15 protein-coding genes and 1 pseudogene are annotated in these 16,845 nt (G+C 62.0%); 6 read left to right on the plus strand and 10 right to left on the minus strand.

The features are described from left to right. Position 1 precedes the first annotated feature (1 nt). The 3 genes from lpoB to ACLEJR_RS05485 all read right to left on the minus strand — a co-directional run bounded on the left by lpoB (position 2) and on the right by ACLEJR_RS05485 (position 2,575). A complete protein-coding gene (gene lpoB / locus ACLEJR_RS05475; protein ID WP_245139474.1) occupies positions 2-589 on the minus strand; it encodes a penicillin-binding protein activator LpoB in 588 nt (195 codons plus the stop codon). Positions 590-790: 201 nt separating this feature from the next. Continuing rightward, entirely contained in the window at positions 791-1,162 is a 372-nt protein-coding gene (locus tag ACLEJR_RS05480; protein ID WP_440812621.1) for a DUF1425 domain-containing protein, read from the minus strand. An 18-nt stretch (positions 1,163-1,180) separates the two neighbouring features. Then, a complete protein-coding gene (locus tag ACLEJR_RS05485; RefSeq protein ID WP_440812624.1) occupies positions 1,181-2,575 on the minus strand; it encodes a COG3014 family protein in 1,395 nt (464 codons plus the stop codon). A 315-nt stretch (positions 2,576-2,890) separates the two neighbouring features. On the opposite strand from ACLEJR_RS05485, the gene ACLEJR_RS05490 reads away from it, so the two are divergent. Beyond that, entirely contained in the window at positions 2,891-4,789 is a 1,899-nt protein-coding gene (locus ACLEJR_RS05490; protein ID WP_440812626.1) for an FTR1 family protein, read from the plus strand. Between the two features lie 106 nt (positions 4,790-4,895). Further along, positions 4,896-5,351 (plus strand): YaiI/YqxD family protein, encoded by a 456-nt coding sequence (locus ACLEJR_RS05495; protein ID WP_440796034.1) that lies wholly within the window; start codon positions 4,896-4,898, stop codon positions 5,349-5,351. Positions 5,352-5,476: 125 nt separating this feature from the next. Here ACLEJR_RS05495 and elbB read toward each other — a convergent pair whose 3' ends face one another. Further along, a complete protein-coding gene (gene elbB / locus ACLEJR_RS05500) occupies positions 5,477-6,145 on the minus strand; it encodes an isoprenoid biosynthesis glyoxalase ElbB (RefSeq protein ID WP_440812627.1) in 669 nt (222 codons plus the stop codon). A 114-nt stretch (positions 6,146-6,259) separates the two neighbouring features. On the opposite strand from elbB, the gene ACLEJR_RS05505 reads away from it, so the two are divergent. Further along, the gene (locus ACLEJR_RS05505; RefSeq protein ID WP_440812629.1) at positions 6,260-7,495 is read left to right on the plus strand and encodes a sterol desaturase family protein; all 1,236 of its coding nucleotides are present in this window, start codon (positions 6,260-6,262) and stop codon (positions 7,493-7,495) included. On the opposite strand, the gene ACLEJR_RS05510 is transcribed toward ACLEJR_RS05505, so the two are convergent. Then, positions 7,476-8,099: a DedA family protein gene (locus ACLEJR_RS05510; protein WP_440796028.1), complete on the minus strand. Its 624-nt coding sequence runs from the start codon at positions 8,097-8,099 to the stop codon at positions 7,476-7,478. The two genes, ACLEJR_RS05505 and ACLEJR_RS05510, sit on opposite strands and share 20 nt — an antisense overlap. A gap of 206 nt (positions 8,100-8,305) precedes the next feature. Between ACLEJR_RS05510 and hemB the strand changes: the two genes are divergently transcribed. Together hemB and ppk1 are read left to right on the plus strand one after the other, a co-directional pair. Then, positions 8,306-9,319, plus strand: a complete 1,014-nt coding sequence (gene hemB / locus ACLEJR_RS05515; RefSeq protein WP_440812631.1) for a porphobilinogen synthase — start codon at positions 8,306-8,308, stop codon at positions 9,317-9,319. Positions 9,320-9,336: 17 nt separating this feature from the next. Next, the gene (ppk1, locus tag ACLEJR_RS05520; RefSeq protein WP_440796025.1) at positions 9,337-11,553 is read left to right on the plus strand and encodes a polyphosphate kinase 1; all 2,217 of its coding nucleotides are present in this window, start codon (positions 9,337-9,339) and stop codon (positions 11,551-11,553) included. A 146-nt stretch (positions 11,554-11,699) separates the two neighbouring features. On the opposite strand, the gene ppx is transcribed toward ppk1, so the two are convergent. The 5 genes from ppx to ACLEJR_RS05545 all read right to left on the minus strand — a co-directional run bounded on the left by ppx (position 11,700) and on the right by ACLEJR_RS05545 (position 16,303). Further along, positions 11,700-13,202 carry an exopolyphosphatase gene (gene ppx, locus ACLEJR_RS05525; RefSeq protein ID WP_440796023.1) on the minus strand — a complete coding sequence of 501 codons (1,503 nt, stop codon included), beginning with the start codon at positions 13,200-13,202 and terminating at the stop codon, positions 11,700-11,702. Positions 13,203-13,459: 257 nt separating this feature from the next. Next, a complete protein-coding gene (locus ACLEJR_RS05530; protein WP_440796021.1) occupies positions 13,460-14,194 on the minus strand; it encodes an amino acid ABC transporter ATP-binding protein in 735 nt (244 codons plus the stop codon). Beyond that, the gene (locus tag ACLEJR_RS05535) at positions 14,181-14,831 is read right to left on the minus strand and encodes an amino acid ABC transporter permease (protein ID WP_440812632.1); all 651 of its coding nucleotides are present in this window, start codon (positions 14,829-14,831) and stop codon (positions 14,181-14,183) included. The genes ACLEJR_RS05530 and ACLEJR_RS05535 overlap by 14 nt, the downstream gene beginning before the upstream one ends. Further along, positions 14,828-15,496: an amino acid ABC transporter permease gene (locus tag ACLEJR_RS05540; protein WP_440796017.1), complete on the minus strand. Its 669-nt coding sequence runs from the start codon at positions 15,494-15,496 to the stop codon at positions 14,828-14,830. The genes ACLEJR_RS05535 and ACLEJR_RS05540 overlap by 4 nt, the downstream gene beginning before the upstream one ends. A gap of 21 nt (positions 15,497-15,517) precedes the next feature. Beyond that, positions 15,518-16,303: a transporter substrate-binding domain-containing protein gene (locus ACLEJR_RS05545; protein WP_440796015.1), complete on the minus strand. Its 786-nt coding sequence runs from the start codon at positions 16,301-16,303 to the stop codon at positions 15,518-15,520. Between the two features lie 180 nt (positions 16,304-16,483). Here ACLEJR_RS05545 and ACLEJR_RS05550 point away from each other — a divergent pair. After that, positions 16,484-16,724: pseudogene (locus ACLEJR_RS05550) on the plus strand (FCD domain-containing protein); the annotation flags it as partial. Between the last annotated feature and the right edge of the window lie 121 nt (positions 16,725-16,845).

Consider the following 16,845-nt stretch of genomic DNA (forward strand, 5'->3'; position numbering starts at 1 on the left):
CTTAACGCTCCGTGGTCTTGCGGATTTCTTTCTCATCCATCCATTCGGCCAGACCGCTTTCGACATCGATCAGTTGCAGGCTGAATTTGTAGAAAACGTCTTTGTAGTCGCTGCTGCGCTTGACGATCGAGCTGATGGAGCCTTCGAGGCGATACTTGGCGGCGATCATGTTGCCGGTCTTGGCCACGGTGCTCTTCTTATACAGGCCGCTCTGGTTCTGCAGCTTGAGCTGGTCGACCTGGCTGTCCATGGCGGTATTGTCGCTGGCGAAACGCGCCGCGCCGGTCTTCATCAGTTGGGTCTTGATGCTGGTGGTGATCTCGCGAGTGTCGATGTACTCGCTGGTCTTGTTCTTCACGTCATAGACCTGAACCACCGGGCGACCTTGCAGAATCCCGGACTGGGCCAGGGAGCGGGTCATGGACTCGGCGATCATTTGCAGGTCGGTGGAGCCGAACTCATTGGTCACGGTTTCCACGGCCTTGGTGTCGCCGTAGCTGATGTTCTTGTTGCCCAGCACCGGAGAGTTGTTGGCACAGCCGCTGACCAGCAGGACGGCAAGGGCGAGGGAGGAAATGCGTAGGAACATGTGGGTGCTCTCAAATATCTGCGTAAAAGTTTTTGTGGCGAGGGGATTTATCCCCGCTGGCTGCGTAGCAGCCCAAAAAGAACAGCCGGGCACGATCTGCTAGGTTTACCGAGGCCGTATGTGGGGGGCTGCTGCGCAGCCCAACGGGGATAAATCCCCTCGCCACAGGTTTTGTGTTGGCCTTGCTGATCGGTATCCACCTCAAGGCGTATTGATTTCCAACCGGAAGTCCACGGCCTTGGGCGTCGGCGCGATGGCCGGCAGGAAGCTGGTCTGTTCGCCGTACATCGTCAGGCTTTTCCAGGTTTCTTCCTCGGCGATCGGGAAGCCTTCGGGGCCCAGCCAGGCAAAGCGGTAGTACATCGTCTTGTTGTTGTAGCTGGTGTTGCTCAGCTGCACATTGACGGTCAGGTAGCCGTTTTCCCGGGCTACGCGCATGGCACCCACCACGATGTTTTTGGTCTTGCCCATCGCCACGACCTTGCTGGCAGCAGTGCCCGGCTCCGGTGGCGGTGGGGTGGCGCAACCGGCCAGTAAGGCCAGGGCACCAATGGCGATCAGTTTGAAACGCATGTGAACAAGACTCCGTTCTTAAGGTTGCTTGAGGGCAATGGCGGTCGGGTTGGCGCTGGGCATCACCTGGGCGGCCAGGCCACCGGCATAGACCTGGTTGCCCACTGCCCGCAGGCTGATGACTTGGTAACGCTGGTCGACGTTGACCTTGACCACCGAGCCGCCCACGGCACTAGGCAAGGTGACCTGGTGTTCGCCTTTTTTCAGGCGCAGGCGCGTCACTTGGGTGTAGTCGGGCAGGGTGCGCCAAGTGCGGGTGTCGGCACCTTCCAGCACGGCCGAGGTGAGACCGACAGCCAGGCCGGCCAGTGGGTTGGTGTCGTTGATCTGCTTTTGCGCAACGCCTTTGGTGATCGCACGCACGGTGGTGCGCAGGATGATGCCGGGCATGTCATCGCGCAGCGCGCGGCGGGACATGGCGGTGGTGCTGTTGAGCTGGGTCAGGTCCATCTGACGCCCATCGACGCCGATCTGGGCGAAGGTGGCGGTTGAAGTGTCAGGCTTGATCACCGGGAACGACAACGGCGTGATGACCAGATTGCCGCTGATGGGCAAGGGCAGGGGAATGCGGATCGAGTCCCGGGACGGCGCCAGGCCGCTCTGGACCACGATCAGCACGTCGCTGTCGTCGCTCTTGGTGGCGGGTTTGTCGAGATTGACCAGTGCTTGCTCCAGCAAAGGCGTGTTGGGACGCAGTTCGGCGGCTTTGCGATAACCCGGGGCAGCCAGGTCCTTCTCACCCAGGGCCTCGTAGACGAAGCCGGCCAGGTAATGGCTGAACGCACTCTGGTAGCTGTTTTTCAGGCCGACCACTTCCGGGGCGTCAAGGCTCGCCACTGGGTAACCCTTGAGGTCCTTGTACTCGGTCTTGACCCCTTGCTGCTCGGCCTCTTCTTCGCTCTTGAGGTATTGCTTGTCCCGCAGGTCGGCAATGACCGCCTCGCGTTCGTGGGTTTTCTTGATCTGGGTCCGGGCGCCGTCGAAGTCGTTCACGGCCAACAGGTTCAGGGCCATCTGCGTGGTCAGCATGACCTTTTCGTAGTCGTAGCCTTCATAGCGCCGGACCTTGTCGTTGACCAGGAAACTGCCGAACTGGGCTGCGTACTTGGCGGTGTCGAGTTTGACCGCATCTTCCCACAGGCCAACCTGCTGATCGGCGCTGTTCCAGGCGTTCTGGCTGCCGGACAGGTCGCCCTTGGCGCGCAGCAGTTCACCTTTCTCGAAGTAATACAGCAGGTCCTTATCCTGGCTGGAGTTGTTTTTCTCCAGCAGCGTCAGCGCGGCGTCGACGTTGCCGGAGGCCAGTTGCTGGTTGGTTTGGGCCAGTTCGCTGTCGTAGTTCCGGAAAGCCGAGCAGCCGGACAACAAGGTGATCGCCCCGAGGGCGACCGAGAAAACGGCACGGGAGGCCATGAACATTCTTCCCTGAATTAGCAGCCGGAGTGTGCGGGTCGGGCTGGAGCGATCCCACGGACAGGCGTCGAGACGCTGTCGGTTCCTCATGAAAAGAGGAGCTTTTATGCCATTGGTCAATAAGAAAGCCGCGCGATTATAAACATGGCCGTAGGCTATGTAATGGCTTTTCAATTTCGAATTGCTGTTTTTGTGACATCACTTCCAAAGCATGAATATCCGATGAAAAAGCGCCGCCAGATGACATCGGCTCTTGAGCCGGAGTCATTGGAAGTGAACAATGTGTTACTTCTTATTACCAACCGAGAGTCATTCATGACTGCGCCGTTTCGTTTCCTGGCCTGGCTTGTACTGCCGCTGCTTACGCTGTGCAGCCCTTGCCTGCTGGCCGACACCGTCGAGGGCGCCCCGCAGGCGCTGCATCTGCTGGATTACATCGGGGCGGACTACCCGGCGACGGTCGAGGCGGGCAAGGTCACTGACGACGCTGAATACCGCGAGCAGTTGGAATTCACTCGAGTGGTGGAGGGGGTGATCGCCGGGCTCCCGGCCAAGCCGGAAAAGACCGAGCTGATCCAGGGCATCGACACCTTGCGCAATGCTATTGCTCAGCACCAAGACGGCCCTGACGTCGCCCGCCTCGCGCGGCAACTGGGTGCCAGGCTGGCGGTGGCCTATGAAGTCAGCCAGGCACCGGTGATCACCCCCGATCCTTCTCGGGGCGCGCCGCTGTATGCCCAGAACTGCTCGGTGTGCCATGGGGCCAATGGTGCCGGTGACGGACCTGCCGGTGTCGGCCTGGAGCCGCCGCCGTCCAATCTGCGGGACGGCCAGCGCCTGGACCGCCTCAGTCTCTACGCGATCTACAACACTCTGGGCATGGGCATCGAAGGCACCGACATGCCGGCCTTCGCCGATCAATTGGACGACCGTCAACGTTGGGACCTGGCGACCTACATCGCCAGCTTCAGCGCCGACCCGGCCGCTGCCAAAGGTCAGCAGACCTACAACCTCGCCGACCTCGCTCGCCAGACGCCGGCTGAAGTCCTTGCCGCCGAAGGCCCGGCGGCAGCAGCCACCTTCCGCGCCCAGCGTGCCCAGCCGCCGCAAGTGCAGCGTGGCCCGGCGCAGTTGCTCGACTACACGGCCGCGACCCTGGATAAAAGTATCGTAGCCTATCGCGCCGGCGATCACGACCAGGCCTACGACCTGTCGGTCGCGGCGTACCTGGAAGGTTTCGAGCTGGTAGAAAGCTCGCTGGATAACGTCGATACCAACGTGCGCAAGGACACCGAGAAGGCATTGATGGCTTACCGTCAGTCCTTGCAGGATGGCTTGCCGATCGAACAGGCCGAGCAGCGTCTGGCCACGGCCAAGGTCAAGCTGAAGGCGTCCGCCGGTTTGCTGGGCAGTGATGGCTTGAGCTGGTCGTTGAGCTTTATCTCGGGCTTGCTGATCCTCTTGCGTGAAGGCCTGGAAGCGATCCTGGTGCTGGCGGCAATCCTGGCGTTTCTTCGCAATACAGGCCAGGAAACGGCGGTGCGCAGTGTCAACCTCGGTTGGGGCCTGGCGCTGCTGGCCGGCCTGGCGACCTGGGGCCTGGCCGCCTACGTGATCGACGTCAGCGGTTCCCAGCGCGAACTGCTCGAAGGCGCGACGGCGTTGTTCGCCAGCGTGATGGTGTTGTGGTTGGGTGTGTGGATGCACGACCGACGACATGCGGCCGCCTGGCAGGATTACATCAAGAGCAGCCTGGTGGGCGGCGGCGGTCGCTTCGGCTTCGCGGTCCTGGCGTTTTTCTCGGTCTATCGCGAACTGTTCGAAGTGATCCTGTTCTATGAAACCCTGTGGTTGCAGGCCGGCCCGGCCGGGCATAACGCAGTGTTGAGCGGCGGTGCGACGGCGCTGGTGCTGCTGGTGGGGTTGGCCTGGATCATTCTGCGCGGCTCGGCGAAACTGCCGCTGGCGCTGTTCTTCAGCATCAACGCTGCGTTGTTGTGCGCGCTGTCGGTGGTGTTCGCCGGACATGGCGTGAAGGCGCTGCAGGAAGCCGGGATCTTCGGAACCCGTCCAGTGGCGTTTTTCGACTTCGACTGGCTGGGCATCCATGCCGACGCCTATTCGCTGACGGCCCAGGTGGTGGCGATCCTGGCGATCATGGTGTTGTACGGGCGTAGTTGGGTGGCGGAGAAGCGTCGGGTTCAGGTTTCCTGAAATATTCGCTGCGCTCGTTATCGCGAGCAGGCTCGCCCCCACAAAGTCCTCGCTGCCTCTGTGGGAGCGGGCTTGCTCGCGAAGCTTTTAGAAAGAGGAAAATCCAATGCGCGTATGGATAGACGCCGACGCCTGTCCCAAGGCTGCCAAGGAGCTGGTGGTCAAGTTCGCCTTGAAGCGTCGGTTCGACGTGGTGCTGGTGGCCGGCCAGCCGCAGATCAAGCCGGCCCTGGCGTGCGTCAAGTTGATCGTGGTGCCCAGTGGGCCGGATGCGGCGGACGATTACCTGGTGGAGCACGCCGTGCCGGGAGAGTTGGTGATCTGCAGTGATATCCCCCTGGCCGACCGGCTGGTGAAAAAGGGCATCGCCGCCCTGGACCCGCGGGGCAAGGAGTTCGATTCACAGAACATGGGCGAACGCCTGGCGGTGCGCAACCTGTTCACCGACCTGCGCGAGCAAGGCCACGTCGGTGGTGGCCCGGCGGCGTACAGCGAGCGGGACAAGCAAGGGTTTGCCAATGCGTTGGATCGGATACTGACGCGCTTGGCGCGGGTGTCCTGAACCTTGCGGTGACCCTGTGGGAGCGAGCCTGCTCGCGATGGCGCCGGTTCAGTTGAAATACCTGTCGGCTGACACACCGCCATCGCGAGCAGGCTCGCTCCCACATTGGGTTGGCGGCGCTGCTGTTACACGTCGTTCTCGTGCGTCAGCTCCAGCACCCGATCCACCAGTTTGTTGATCCCCGACGCCGCTTCGCTGATGTTCCTGGCCAGCATGTAGGCCGGGGTCGTGACCAGTTTGCGTGCGGTGTCTTCGACGATGTCGGTGACGGCGCAGTCTTCGTGGGTGCCGCCCATTTTGCCCACGGCGGCGGCCGTGTCGACATCGTTGCCGATGGTGCAGACCACCCCTGGGCCGTAGATTTTCGCTGCCAGGGCCGGGGAAATGCAGATCAGGCCTACCGGCTTGCCGGCCTCGGCGAAGGCTTCGGCCAGCGCCAGGACTTCCGGCTGGACGGTGCAGCCGGCGCCTTCGACGGCAAAGTTGGACAGGTTCTTCGCCGAACCGAAACCGCCGGGCACAATCAGCGCGTCGAAGTCCTCGGCCCGGGCTTCGCGTAGATCCTTCACGTCACCCCGGGCGATGCGTGCCGATTCCACCAGCACGTTGCGGCTTTCAGGCATTTCTTCCCCGGTCAGGTGATTGATCACATGCAATTGGGTGATGTTCGGGGCGAAGCACTGGACCTGCGCGCCACGCTGGTCGAGGCGCAGCAAGGTGATCACGCTTTCGTGGATCTCGGCGCCGTCGTACACGCCACAGCCCGAAAGGATCACTGCAATTTTTTTGCTCATGGGTTGTTCTCCAGATTCATGGCGTTAAATGTCCACTAATTTGTCACTCGTTGCCATAGGGATATCCAGCGGCTACACCTAATCTGCGGGTTTCCTCCATGCTCGGGTCGCGTCATGAATTTCATTCTGTATGCCGTGCCGTTCTTCTTTGTGCTGATTGCCGTCGAGTTGCTCGCCGATCGCTGGCGTGGGGTGAGCCACTACCGCCTGGCGGACGCGATCAACAGCCTGAGCACCGGGGTGCTGTCGACCACCACCGGCCTGTTGACCAAGGGCGTGGGGCTGGTGACCTACGCCTACGCGTTGAAGCATGTAGCGATCTTCCAGTTGCCCGCCGACAAGGTCTGGACCTGGGTCTTTGCGTTTGTGCTCTATGATTTCTGCTACTACTGGCTGCACCGCATGGGCCATGAGCGCAACATCCTCTGGGCGGCCCATTCGGTGCATCACCAGAGCGAGGACTACAACCTGTCCACTGCGCTGCGCCAGACCAGCACCGGGTTTCTGTTGAGCTGGATTTTCTACGTCCCGCTTGCCGTGGCGGGCGTGCCGCTGGTGGTGTTCGTCAGCGTCGCGGCATTGAACCTGTTGTATCAATTCTGGGTGCACACCCAGCATATTCCCAAGCTTGGCTGGCTGGAGTGGTGCTTCGTCACGCCGTCCAATCATCGTGCCCACCATGCACAGAATCCTCTCTACATGGATCGCAACTACGGCGGGGTGTTCATTATTTGGGATCGTCTGTTCGGCAGTTTCCAGGAAGAGGACGACAACGAGCCGGTGATTTTCGGCGTGACCACGCCTTTGGCCAGCTGGAACCCGCTCTGGGCGAACCTGCAGTTCTACGCCCAGCTCTGGAGCGATGCGAGGCGGGCCGGGCACTGGTGGGACAAGCTGCGGATCTGGTTCATGCCCACCGGCTGGCGGCCGGCGGATGTGGCTGCGAAGTACCCGTTGAGCAAACAGGACCTGGGACGCTTTCGCAAATTCGAAGTCCCGCTGGACGGGCGCCAGCAGTGGTACGTGGCGCTGCAATTCTGCGTTTACATAGCCTTAGGCAGCTACCTGATGAATCTGGAGCACAGCCTGTCCGTCGCCGCGCTGGTGCTGGGTTGGGGCGCGGTGGCGTCCGGTTTGTTCGTGTTGGGCGCAACCCTGGAGAATCGCCCGTGGGCGCTTAGGCTGGAACTGCTGCGGCTGGCCTCGGGTCTGCCGCTGGTGTGGCTGGCGCCGCTGGCCGGGCTGTGGCCGGCCAGTTCCATCGCCTGGGTCGGGCTGCTCAGCTACAGCCTGATCAGTGGTATCGGGCTGTATTGCTGCCGCAGCCGGGTTACTCGGTTGGCGTCGTAGGCTCGCTATTGCGGGCCTGTTCCAGCCGTTCGGCTTCGAGCGTCTTCCTGGCAAGCCTGGCGTTCTTGATCCGCCGGCGCAGCCAAAGCCCGAAACCCAGGACCAGCAGGCTGCCGAGTACCCACAGTTCGTACTTCTTGATGCTGGGCAGGATGGTTTCGAGCGCGGCGCCGAAGTGGTACGCCGCCGCAGCCAGGGCGGTGGCCCAGATCGCCGCGCCGATGCCGTTGAGCAGCAGATAGCGGCCCGGCGGATAGCCGGACAGGCCGATCGCCACCGGCATCACCGTGCGCAAGCCGTAGACGAAGCGGAAGCTCAGGACCCAGATGTCCGGGTGCCGGCGAATATGTTCCAGCGCGCGATCGCCCATCAATTGCCAGCGTGGCCTGCGCGCCAGCAGCTTGCGCCCGTGCCGGCGGCCGAGGAAATACCACAGTTGGTCGCCCGCGTAGCTGCCGCAGAATGCCACGACCACCACCAGGTTGATGTCCATATAACCACGGAACGCCAGGAAGCCTGCGAGCACGAGGATGGTTTCGCCTTCGAAGAACGTCCCGATAAAGAGGGCCAGGTAGCCGAAGTCGTGTAGAAATTGCTGGAGCATTGTCTGGGTGCTGGCGAAATGAACGCGCAGCCTAACCCTTCAGGCACATTCAGGAAAGTATCGAAATGTGTCTCGACGTGAACATTTCCTACAACCACAATAACTGCGACAGCAAGTCACAGGCGCAACACTTCTGTAATGTGTTCGTCATAATGACCGCTTATAACTGTCACGCTCGCCCGTCTGCGCGGGCTCAGGAGTCTGCCGTGAGCTTTACCCCCGCCAATCGTCTGTTCCCTGCCACCCGCTTGCGTCGTAATCGCCGTGACGAGTTTTCACGTCGGCTGGTGCGTGAAAACGTCCTGACCACCAATGACTTGATCCTGCCGGTGTTCGTACTGGACGGTGAGAATCGCCGCGAAGCGGTGGCGTCGATGCCCGGGGTGGAGCGCCTGACCATCGACCTGCTGCTTGAAGAGGCCGCCGGATGGGTCGAGCTGGGCATCCCGGCCCTGGCGTTGTTTCCAGTGACGCCACCGGGGCTCAAGTCCCTGGACGCTGCCGAAGCCTGGAATCCCGAAGGTATCGCCCAACGTGCGACCCGAGCGCTGCGCGCACGCTTCCCGGAGCTGGGGGTGATCACCGACGTGGCACTGGACCCGTTCACCACCCACGGCCAGGACGGTATTCTCGACGAAGACGGTTACGTGCAGAACGACATCACCGTCGATGCGCTGGTCCGGCAAGCGCTGTCCCACGCCGAGGCCGGCGCCCAGGTGGTGGCGCCGTCGGACATGATGGACGGGCGCATCCAGGCGATCCGCGAAGCCCTCGAGGTGGCCGGCCACGTCAACGTGCGGATCATGGCCTACTCGGCCAAGTACGCCAGCGCCTACTACGGCCCGTTCCGCGATGCGGTCGGTTCGGCCCTGAACCTGGGCAAGGCCAACAAGGCCTCTTATCAGATGGACCCGGCCAACAGCCACGAAGCCTTGCACGAAGTGGCGGCTGACTTGTCAGAAGGCGCAGACATGGTCATGGTCAAGCCGGGCATGCCTTACCTCGACATTCTCTGCCGGGTCAAAGACGAATTCAAAGTGCCGACCTTCGTTTACCAGGTCAGCGGCGAGTACGCCATGCACATGGCGGCCATCCAGAACGGCTGGTTGAGCGAAGGGGTGATCCTCGAATCCTTGACCGCATTCAAGCGCGCAGGGGCGGACGGCATCCTGACCTACTTCGCCGTGCGCGCCGCCCAATTGCTACGAGAGCAGAAATAGCCTCCCAGGAACTTGCGATGAATACCGAAGGACTCTCTGAAGTTGCCGTAAAAGACGCTCAACCCCTGGTCGAGCAGATCGCCGAAACGCCGCCGGAAATGGAGCCCGCTCCCCCGGCGGTCACCGAGCCCGCCCCGGCCCCGGCGATTGCGATCCCCAGCCTGGATGACAGCAGCCTGTACATCCACCGAGAGCTGTCGCAACTGCAGTTCAACATCCGCGTATTGGAACAGGCGCTGGACGAGTCCTACCCACTGCTGGAACGCTTGAAGTTCCTGCTGATCTTTTCCAGCAACCTGGACGAGTTCTTCGAAATCCGCGTCGCCGGCCTGAAAAAGCAGATCACCTTCGCCCGTGAACAGGCCGGTGCCGATGGCCTGCAACCGCATCAGGCCCTGGCGCGCATCAGCGAACTGGTCCACGGCCAGGTGGACCGTCAGTACGCGATCCTCAATGACATCCTGTTGCCGGAACTGGAGAAACATCAGGTCCGTTTCATCCGTCGTCGTAACTGGAACACCAAGATCAAGACTTGGGTGCGCCGGTATTTCCGCGATGAAATCGCGCCGATCATCACCCCGATCGGCCTCGATCCGACGCACCCGTTCCCGTTGCTGGTCAACAAGAGCTTGAACTTCATCGTCGAACTGGAAGGGATCGACGCCTTCGGTCGCGATTCCGGCCTGGCGATCATTCCCGCGCCGCGTTTGCTGCCACGGATCATCCGGGTGCCGGAAGACGTCGGTGGTCCGGGGGATAACTACGTGTTCCTCTCGTCGATGATCCACGCCCATGCCGATGACCTGTTCCAGGGCATGAAAGTGAAGGGGTGTTACCAGTTCCGCCTGACCCGAAACGCCGACCTGTCGGTGGACACCGAGGACGTCGAGGACTTGGCCCGCGCCCTGCGCGGTGAGTTGTTCTCCCGGCGCTACGGCGATGCGGTGCGCCTGGAAGTGGCCGACACCTGCCCCAAGCATCTGTCCGACTACCTGCTCAAGCAGTTCAACCTGCAGGAGACCGAGCTGTACCAGGTCAACGGCCCGGTCAACCTGACCCGTCTGTTCAGCATCACCGGGCTGGACAGCCATCCGGAGCTGCAATACGCGCCGTTCACGCCGCAGATCCCGAAGCTGCTGCAAAACAGCGAGAACATTTTCAGTGTGATCAGCAAGCAGGACATCCTGCTGCTGCACCCATTCGAGTCGTTTACGCCCGTGGTCGACCTGTTGCGCCAGGCGGCCAAGGATCCCCACGTCCTGGCGGTGCGCCAGACCCTGTACCGCAGTGGCGCCAACTCGGAAATCGTCGATGCCCTGGTGGACGCGGCGCGCAACGGTAAGGAAGTCACCGCGGTGATCGAATTGCGCGCGCGTTTCGATGAAGAGTCCAACCTGCAACTGGCCAGCCGCCTGCAAGCGGCGGGTGCGGTGGTGATCTACGGTGTGGTCGGCTTCAAGACCCACGCCAAGATGATGCTCATCCTGCGGCGCGAGGCCGGCGAGATCGTCCGTTACGCCCACTTGGGCACCGGCAACTACCACGCGGCCAACGCCCGTCTGTACACCGACTACAGCCTGCTGACCTCCGACGATGCCTTGTGCGAAGACGTCGGCAAGCTGTTCAGTCAGTTGATCGGCATGGGCAAGACCCTGCGCATGAAAAAACTGCTGCATGCGCCGTTCACCCTGAAGAAGGGCATGCTCGACATGATCACCCGGGAGACGCAGTTCGCCCTGGATGGCAAGCCGGCACATATCATCGCCAAGTTCAACTCGCTGACCGACCCGAAGATCATCCGTGCGTTGTACAAGGCCAGCCAGTCGGGCGTGCGCATCGACCTGGTGGTACGCGGCATGTGCTGCCTGAGGCCGGGCATTCCGGGGGTGTCCCATAACATCCACGTACGCTCGATCATCGGCCGCTTCCTGGAGCACACACGGGTGTTCTACTTCCTCAACGGTGGCGAGGAACAGATGTTCCTCTCCAGTGCCGACTGGATGGAGCGCAACCTCGACAAGCGCGTCGAGACCTGCTTCCCGGTGGAAGGCAAGAAGCTCATCCTGCGGGTCAAGAAGGAGCTGGAAAGCTACCTCACCGACAACACCCACAGCTGGAGCCTGCAATCGGACGGTCGCTACATCCGCAACACGCCGACCGGCAACCAGAACCCGCGCAGCGCCCAGGCGACCTTGCTTGAGCGTCTGAGCAGCCCGGTGTTGCCGGTGCGCTAGAGGTTTGCTGGAAGGGGGCAGGCTCAGCTTTTGTGGCGAGGGAGCTTGCTCCCGCTGGGCTGCGAAGCAGACCCAAAATCCTTGGGAGGGCTTCGCCCTCCAGCGGGAGCAAGCTCCCTCGCCACAGGGGGCCCTGCGCGGCGGGATCAGTGAATGTTCAACACAATCCCGACCCGCGTCAGCCACTCGGCTTCCTGGGCAAAGTCGGCCTGGGTCAGTTGGTTCTCTTCCAGCCAGCCTGCGGGGAACATCACATCCAACTGATCGCCATCGGCGCGCAGGGCCACCTGGGGCATTTGCTGGGTGCCGCGGATGTGGTGGAACAGGATCGCAAAGCGCAACAGGACGCACAGGCGAATCAGCTTGATGCCGTCATCGCCGAACTCGGCGAATTTATCCTTGGGAATATTGCGCCGGTGACCACGCACCAGCAGCGCGAGCATCTGCTGGTCTTCCCGGGAAAACCCCGCCAGGTCTGAGTGCTCGATCAGGTAGGCGCCGTGCTTGTGATAGTGATAGTGGGCGATGTCCAGGCCTACCTCATGCACCTTGGCCGCCCAGCCCAGCAGCTCGCGCCAGACCCCGTCGTTCAAGTCCCAGTCGTCGGCCACCTGGTCGAAGGCATGCAGCGCCTTGCGCTCGACCCGGACGGCCTGTTCCTGATCGACGTGATATCGCTCCATGAGCGAGCCCAGGGTGCGTTCACGGACGTCTTCGTGGTGATGGCGGCCCAGCAGGTCATAGAGCACGCCTTCACGCAGGGCGCCTTCGCAGTGGTCCATGCGTTGCAACTCGAGGGCGTCGAAAATCGCTTCGAGGATGGCCAGGCCCGCCGGGAAAATAGCCCGGCGATCGGGCTTGATGCCCTCGAAATCGATCTTGTCCGATTCGCCCAGTTTGAAGACCTTGCGCTTGAGCCAGGCCAGGCCCTCGGCATTGACCTCGCCGGAACCATGGCCGCCGGCCTTGAGTGCCAGGCCGATGGCGCGAATGGTCCCCGAGGAGCCGATGGCTTCGTCCCAGGTCAGGCGGTGCAGGGCGTGTTCGATGCTCATGATTTCCAGGCGTGCCGCGGTGTAGGCCTGGGCATAGCGGGCGGGCGTGATCTTGCCGTCGCGGAAATAACGCTGGGTGTAGCTGACGCAGCCCATCTGCAGGCTTTCGCGTAGCAGCGGCTCGAAGCGTTGGCCGATGATGAACTCGGTGCTGCCGCCGCCGATGTCCGCCACCAGCCGCTTGCCGGGCGTGTCGGCCAGGGTGTGGGAGACACCGAGGTAGATCAGGCGCGCTTCCTCACGGCCGGAAATGACTTCTACCGGGTGGCCGAGGATCTCTTCGGCATGGCGGATGAACTCGCCACGGTTGCGCGCCTCACGCAACGCGTTAGTGCCCACGATCCGCACCGCGCCCAGGGGCATGCCATTGATCAGTTGGGCGAAGCGCTTGAGACAATCGAGCCCGCGCTGGATGGATTCTTCGCTCAGCTTGCGCTCTTCGTCGATGCCGGCGGCCAACTGAACCTTCTCGCCGAGCCGCTCAAGAATGCGGATTTCCCCGTTCTGGGCCTTGGCGACGACCATGTGGAAGCTGTTGGAGCCCAGGTCTATGGCAGCGATCAGGGACAGATTCTTGGCTTGGGATGGCGGCATGGTCAAAAAGTCTCGGTCGATAACCTTGCCATCCTGCCACGATCGACCGCTTACGCCAACGCACCTGAGCCAAACCCTTGAGCCGGAGCAAGTCCCAGGACTCTGTGGCGAGGGAGCTTGCTCCCGCTCGGCTGCGAAGCAGTCGTGACATCGGCCAATCGGTTTTTCCTGATGGACCGGGTCAAATGGTCATGGGACTGCTTCGCAGCCCAGCGGGAGCAAGCTCCCTCGCCACAGACCCTCTTTGGCAGCGAGGATCAGGCAGGCTCGACCGTCCCGATGAAATTCGCCAGCTCCGCCGTCTGCGGAGCGGCGAACAACGCCTTCGGATCGCCCACCTCGTGCACCTTGCCCTGGTGCATGAACACCAGTTTGTCCCCCACCTCTCGGGCGAAGCGCATTTCATGGGTGACCATGATCAGCGTCATGCCTTCCTTCGCCAGTTGGCGCACCACGCTGAGCACTTCGTTGACCAGTTCCGGGTCCAGGGCCGAGGTGATCTCGTCGCACAGCAGCACTTTCGGCGACATCGCCAGGGCGCGGGCAATCGCCACCCGCTGCTGCTGGCCACCGGACAGACGGTCCGGGAAGGCATCGAATTTTTCGCCGAGGCCGACCCGCTCCAGCATCTGCCGCGCCAGTTCGGTGGCCCTGGTCTTGGATACTTTCTGAACGACTTGCGGCGCGAGCATCACGTTTTCGCCGACCGTCAGATGCGGGAAAAGGTTGAACTGTTGGAACACCATCCCGACTTTCTGCCGCAGGCTGCGCAGATCGGCACGGGCCGCGTCGAGGTATTCGCCATCGACCTCGATCACGCCGTCGTTGATCGATTCCAGGCCGTTGAGGGTCCGCAGCAGGGTGGATTTACCCGAACCGCTGCGGCCGATGATCGCCACCACCTGGCCTTCCTCGATGCTCAGGTCGATGCCTTTGAGCACGTGGTGATCGCCATAGTATTTATGCAGGGCGGAAATTCTAAGCAGAGGCATGCAGTCTCCTTTCCAGGTAACGCGCACTGAGGGACAAGGGGTAGCAGAGCAGGAAATAACCGAGGGCCACCAGGCCATAGACCATGAAAGGCTCGAACGTGGCGTTGGCGAGCATGCCGCCGGTCTTGGTCAGTTCGGTAAAACCGATGATCGAGGTGACGGCGGTGCCCTTGACCACCTGCACGGAAAAGCCCACGGTCGGCGCCACGGCGATGCGCAGGGCCTGGGGCAGGATCACATGGCGCAGTTGCTCCAGCGGATTGAGGGCCAGGCTGGCGGACGCTTCCCACTGGCCGTTGGGGATCGCCTCGACGCAACCGCGCCAGATCTCTGCCAGATAAGCGCTGGTAAACAGCGTCAGGGCAACTGCCGCGGCCATCCACGGTGAAATCTCCACGCCGGCCAGGGCTATGCCGAAAAATACCAGGAACAGCTGCATCAACAGCGGTGTGCCCTGGAACAGCTCGATGTAGGTGCGGGCGAGGTTACGCGGCAGGGCGTTTCTGGAGATGCGCAGCACCATCACCAGCAAGCCGATCACGCTGCCACCGATAAATGCCACCAGCGACAATGCCAGGGTCCATTGCAGGCCGGTGAGCAGGTTGCGTATCACGTCCCATAGCGTGAAGTCGCTCATTGGCCGCTCCTGGAAATGTAACGTTGTCCCAGCCAGTTCAGGAACTGACGGATCAACAGCGCCATGCACAGATAGACCAGCGTCGTCAGCGCATAGGTTTCAAAGGCGCGGAAGTTGCGCGACTGAATGAAGTTGGCGGCGAAGCTCAGCTCCTCGGTGGCAATCTGCGAGCAGACCGCCGAACCCAGCATCACGATGATGATCTGGCTGCTCAGGGCCGGCCAGACCTTGCCCAGCGCCGGCCGCAGCACTACGTGGCGGAAGGCTTCGAAGCGGCTCATCGCCAGGGCCGCGGCGGCTTCCAGTTGCCCGCGTGGGATGGCCTGGATGCCGGCGCGAATGATCTCGGTGCAGTACGCACCGAGATTGATCACCATGGCCAGTACCGCTGCCTGCCATTCGGAAATCTGCAAGCCCAGGGAGGGCAGGCCGAAGAAGATGAAGAACAGCTGCACCAGGAACGGCGTGTTGCGGATCAGCTCCACATACACACCGAAGATCGCTGCGAACGGACGGATGTTCCACGCCCGCACCACCGCCCCGACGATGCCCAGGCCGACGCCCAGCAGCGCGCCGATGGCCGTCAGCTCCAGGGTGAACAACGCGCCGCGCAACAACAGCTCGGTGTTGTGTACCACCGGTAGAAAGTCGAACTGATAAGCCATGCTCAGTCTCTCAGGCGCCGGTCAGAGGTCGGCCGGCAGTGGTTGCTTGAGCCAGGCCTGGGCATTTTTCTCCAGGCTGCCATCGGTCTTGGCTGTGGCGAGGATCTGGTTGACCTTGCCCAACAACGCCGGCTCGTTCTTGTTCACGCCGACGTAGACCGGCGAATCCTTGAGCTTGATCTTCAAGGCCGGGACGCGCTTGGGATTGCGTTCGCTGATAGCGACCATCACCACGTTGCCGCTGGCAATCAGGTCCACCTGGCCGGCCAGGTAAGCGGCGATGGTCGAGTTGTTGTCTTCGAAACGCTTGATGGTGGCGCCTTCGGGGGCGACCTTGGTCAATTCGATGTCTTCGATGGCGCCACGGGTGACGCTGATGGTCTTGCCCTTGAGGTCATCCAGGCCATTGACCGGCGCGTCGGGCGGACCGAACACGGCCAGGTAGAACGGCGCATAGGCGCTGGAAAAATCGATGACTTTCTCACGCTCCGGATTCTTGCCCAGGCTGGAGATCACCAGGTCGACCTTGCCGGTGGTCAGGAACGGGATGCGGTTGGTGCTGTTGACGGGTGTCAGTTCAAGCTTGACCTTGAGCTGGTCGGCCAGCAGTTTCGCGGTGTCGATGTCCAGGCCGCGGGGCTTCATGTCCGGGCCCACCGAACCGAACGGCGGGAAGTCCTGGGGCACCGCGACCTTGAGAGTGCCGCGCTTGACTACGTCTTCCAGGCCATCGGCGTGGGCGGGCAGCTGAAAAAGCATCAGGCTGGCAAACAGGGCAGTGAGCAGGGCGCTGCAACGCTGAATCATGGCGGGTCTCCGCAATCGGTGAGGTAATGTGCGTGTTCGGACAGAGCACAGGCCATGCCAAAGCGCTTTTTCATCCATCGAGGCCGCGGTTTTGCTGGCGCCCGGAGGCCTTACCGGTCTGCACAGTCGCGCTGCGTTGCGCACCTTTATCGGGCGTCGGTAATGGGGCGAACCCGGGTTGCCGGCCGGAACCAGGCGATGCAGAGCATCCTCACCGCCAGCGCCGCCCTGTTCCTGGAGAGGCCCGGAGCTACCGTTCATCAGGGCGGAACGAGCCGTGGAGACCTGGCAGGAGCACCGCAAAATCCTTCGCGCCCTGGCCCGTCGCGCATCGGGCGCTGCGCAGAAAGCCATGCAGGAACATGTGCGTAATGCCGCCTTGCGCACTGGAATTTCCTTCGTTGCGCCTGCTGGTTTCTGAACTGAGCTATACCCAAATGCAACGTGCGCCATAGCGAGACTCAATCAACTGCGGCTTCCTGAACCTGGGAAGGGCAGCTATGATGGGCCACGTTTTTTTGCTGACAACCCCGGAGATTTCC

Source organism: Pseudomonas sp. SMN5, assembly GCF_052041925.1.
Classification (GTDB): Bacteria; Pseudomonadota; Gammaproteobacteria; order Pseudomonadales; family Pseudomonadaceae; genus Aquipseudomonas.

What these genes read in the sequence shown, in the direction of transcription:
- lpoB (WP_245139474.1), bottom strand. Translation starts at nt 589, where the DNA reads ATGTTCCTACGCATTTCCTCCCTCGCCCTTGCCGTCCTGCTGGTCAGC.
- ACLEJR_RS05480 (WP_440812621.1), bottom strand. Translation starts at nt 1,162, where the DNA reads ATGCGTTTCAAACTGATCGCCATTGGTGCCCTGGCCTTACTGGCCGGT.
- ACLEJR_RS05485 (WP_440812624.1), bottom strand. Translation starts at nt 2,575, where the DNA reads ATGGCCTCCCGTGCCGTTTTCTCGGTCGCCCTCGGGGCGATCACCTTG.
- ACLEJR_RS05490 (WP_440812626.1), top strand. Translation starts at nt 2,891, where the DNA reads ATGACTGCGCCGTTTCGTTTCCTGGCCTGGCTTGTACTGCCGCTGCTT.
- ACLEJR_RS05495 (WP_440796034.1), top strand. Translation starts at nt 4,896, where the DNA reads ATGCGCGTATGGATAGACGCCGACGCCTGTCCCAAGGCTGCCAAGGAG.
- elbB (WP_440812627.1), bottom strand. Translation starts at nt 6,145, where the DNA reads ATGAGCAAAAAAATTGCAGTGATCCTTTCGGGCTGTGGCGTGTACGAC.
- ACLEJR_RS05505 (WP_440812629.1), top strand. Translation starts at nt 6,260, where the DNA reads ATGAATTTCATTCTGTATGCCGTGCCGTTCTTCTTTGTGCTGATTGCC.
- ACLEJR_RS05510 (WP_440796028.1), bottom strand. Translation starts at nt 8,099, where the DNA reads ATGCTCCAGCAATTTCTACACGACTTCGGCTACCTGGCCCTCTTTATC.
- ppk1 (WP_440796025.1), top strand. Translation starts at nt 9,337, where the DNA reads ATGAATACCGAAGGACTCTCTGAAGTTGCCGTAAAAGACGCTCAACCC.
- ppx (WP_440796023.1), bottom strand. Translation starts at nt 13,202, where the DNA reads ATGCCGCCATCCCAAGCCAAGAATCTGTCCCTGATCGCTGCCATAGAC.
- ACLEJR_RS05530 (WP_440796021.1), bottom strand. Translation starts at nt 14,194, where the DNA reads ATGCCTCTGCTTAGAATTTCCGCCCTGCATAAATACTATGGCGATCAC.
- ACLEJR_RS05535 (WP_440812632.1), bottom strand. Translation starts at nt 14,831, where the DNA reads ATGAGCGACTTCACGCTATGGGACGTGATACGCAACCTGCTCACCGGC.
- ACLEJR_RS05540 (WP_440796017.1), bottom strand. Translation starts at nt 15,496, where the DNA reads ATGGCTTATCAGTTCGACTTTCTACCGGTGGTACACAACACCGAGCTG.
- ACLEJR_RS05545 (WP_440796015.1), bottom strand. Translation starts at nt 16,303, where the DNA reads ATGATTCAGCGTTGCAGCGCCCTGCTCACTGCCCTGTTTGCCAGCCTG.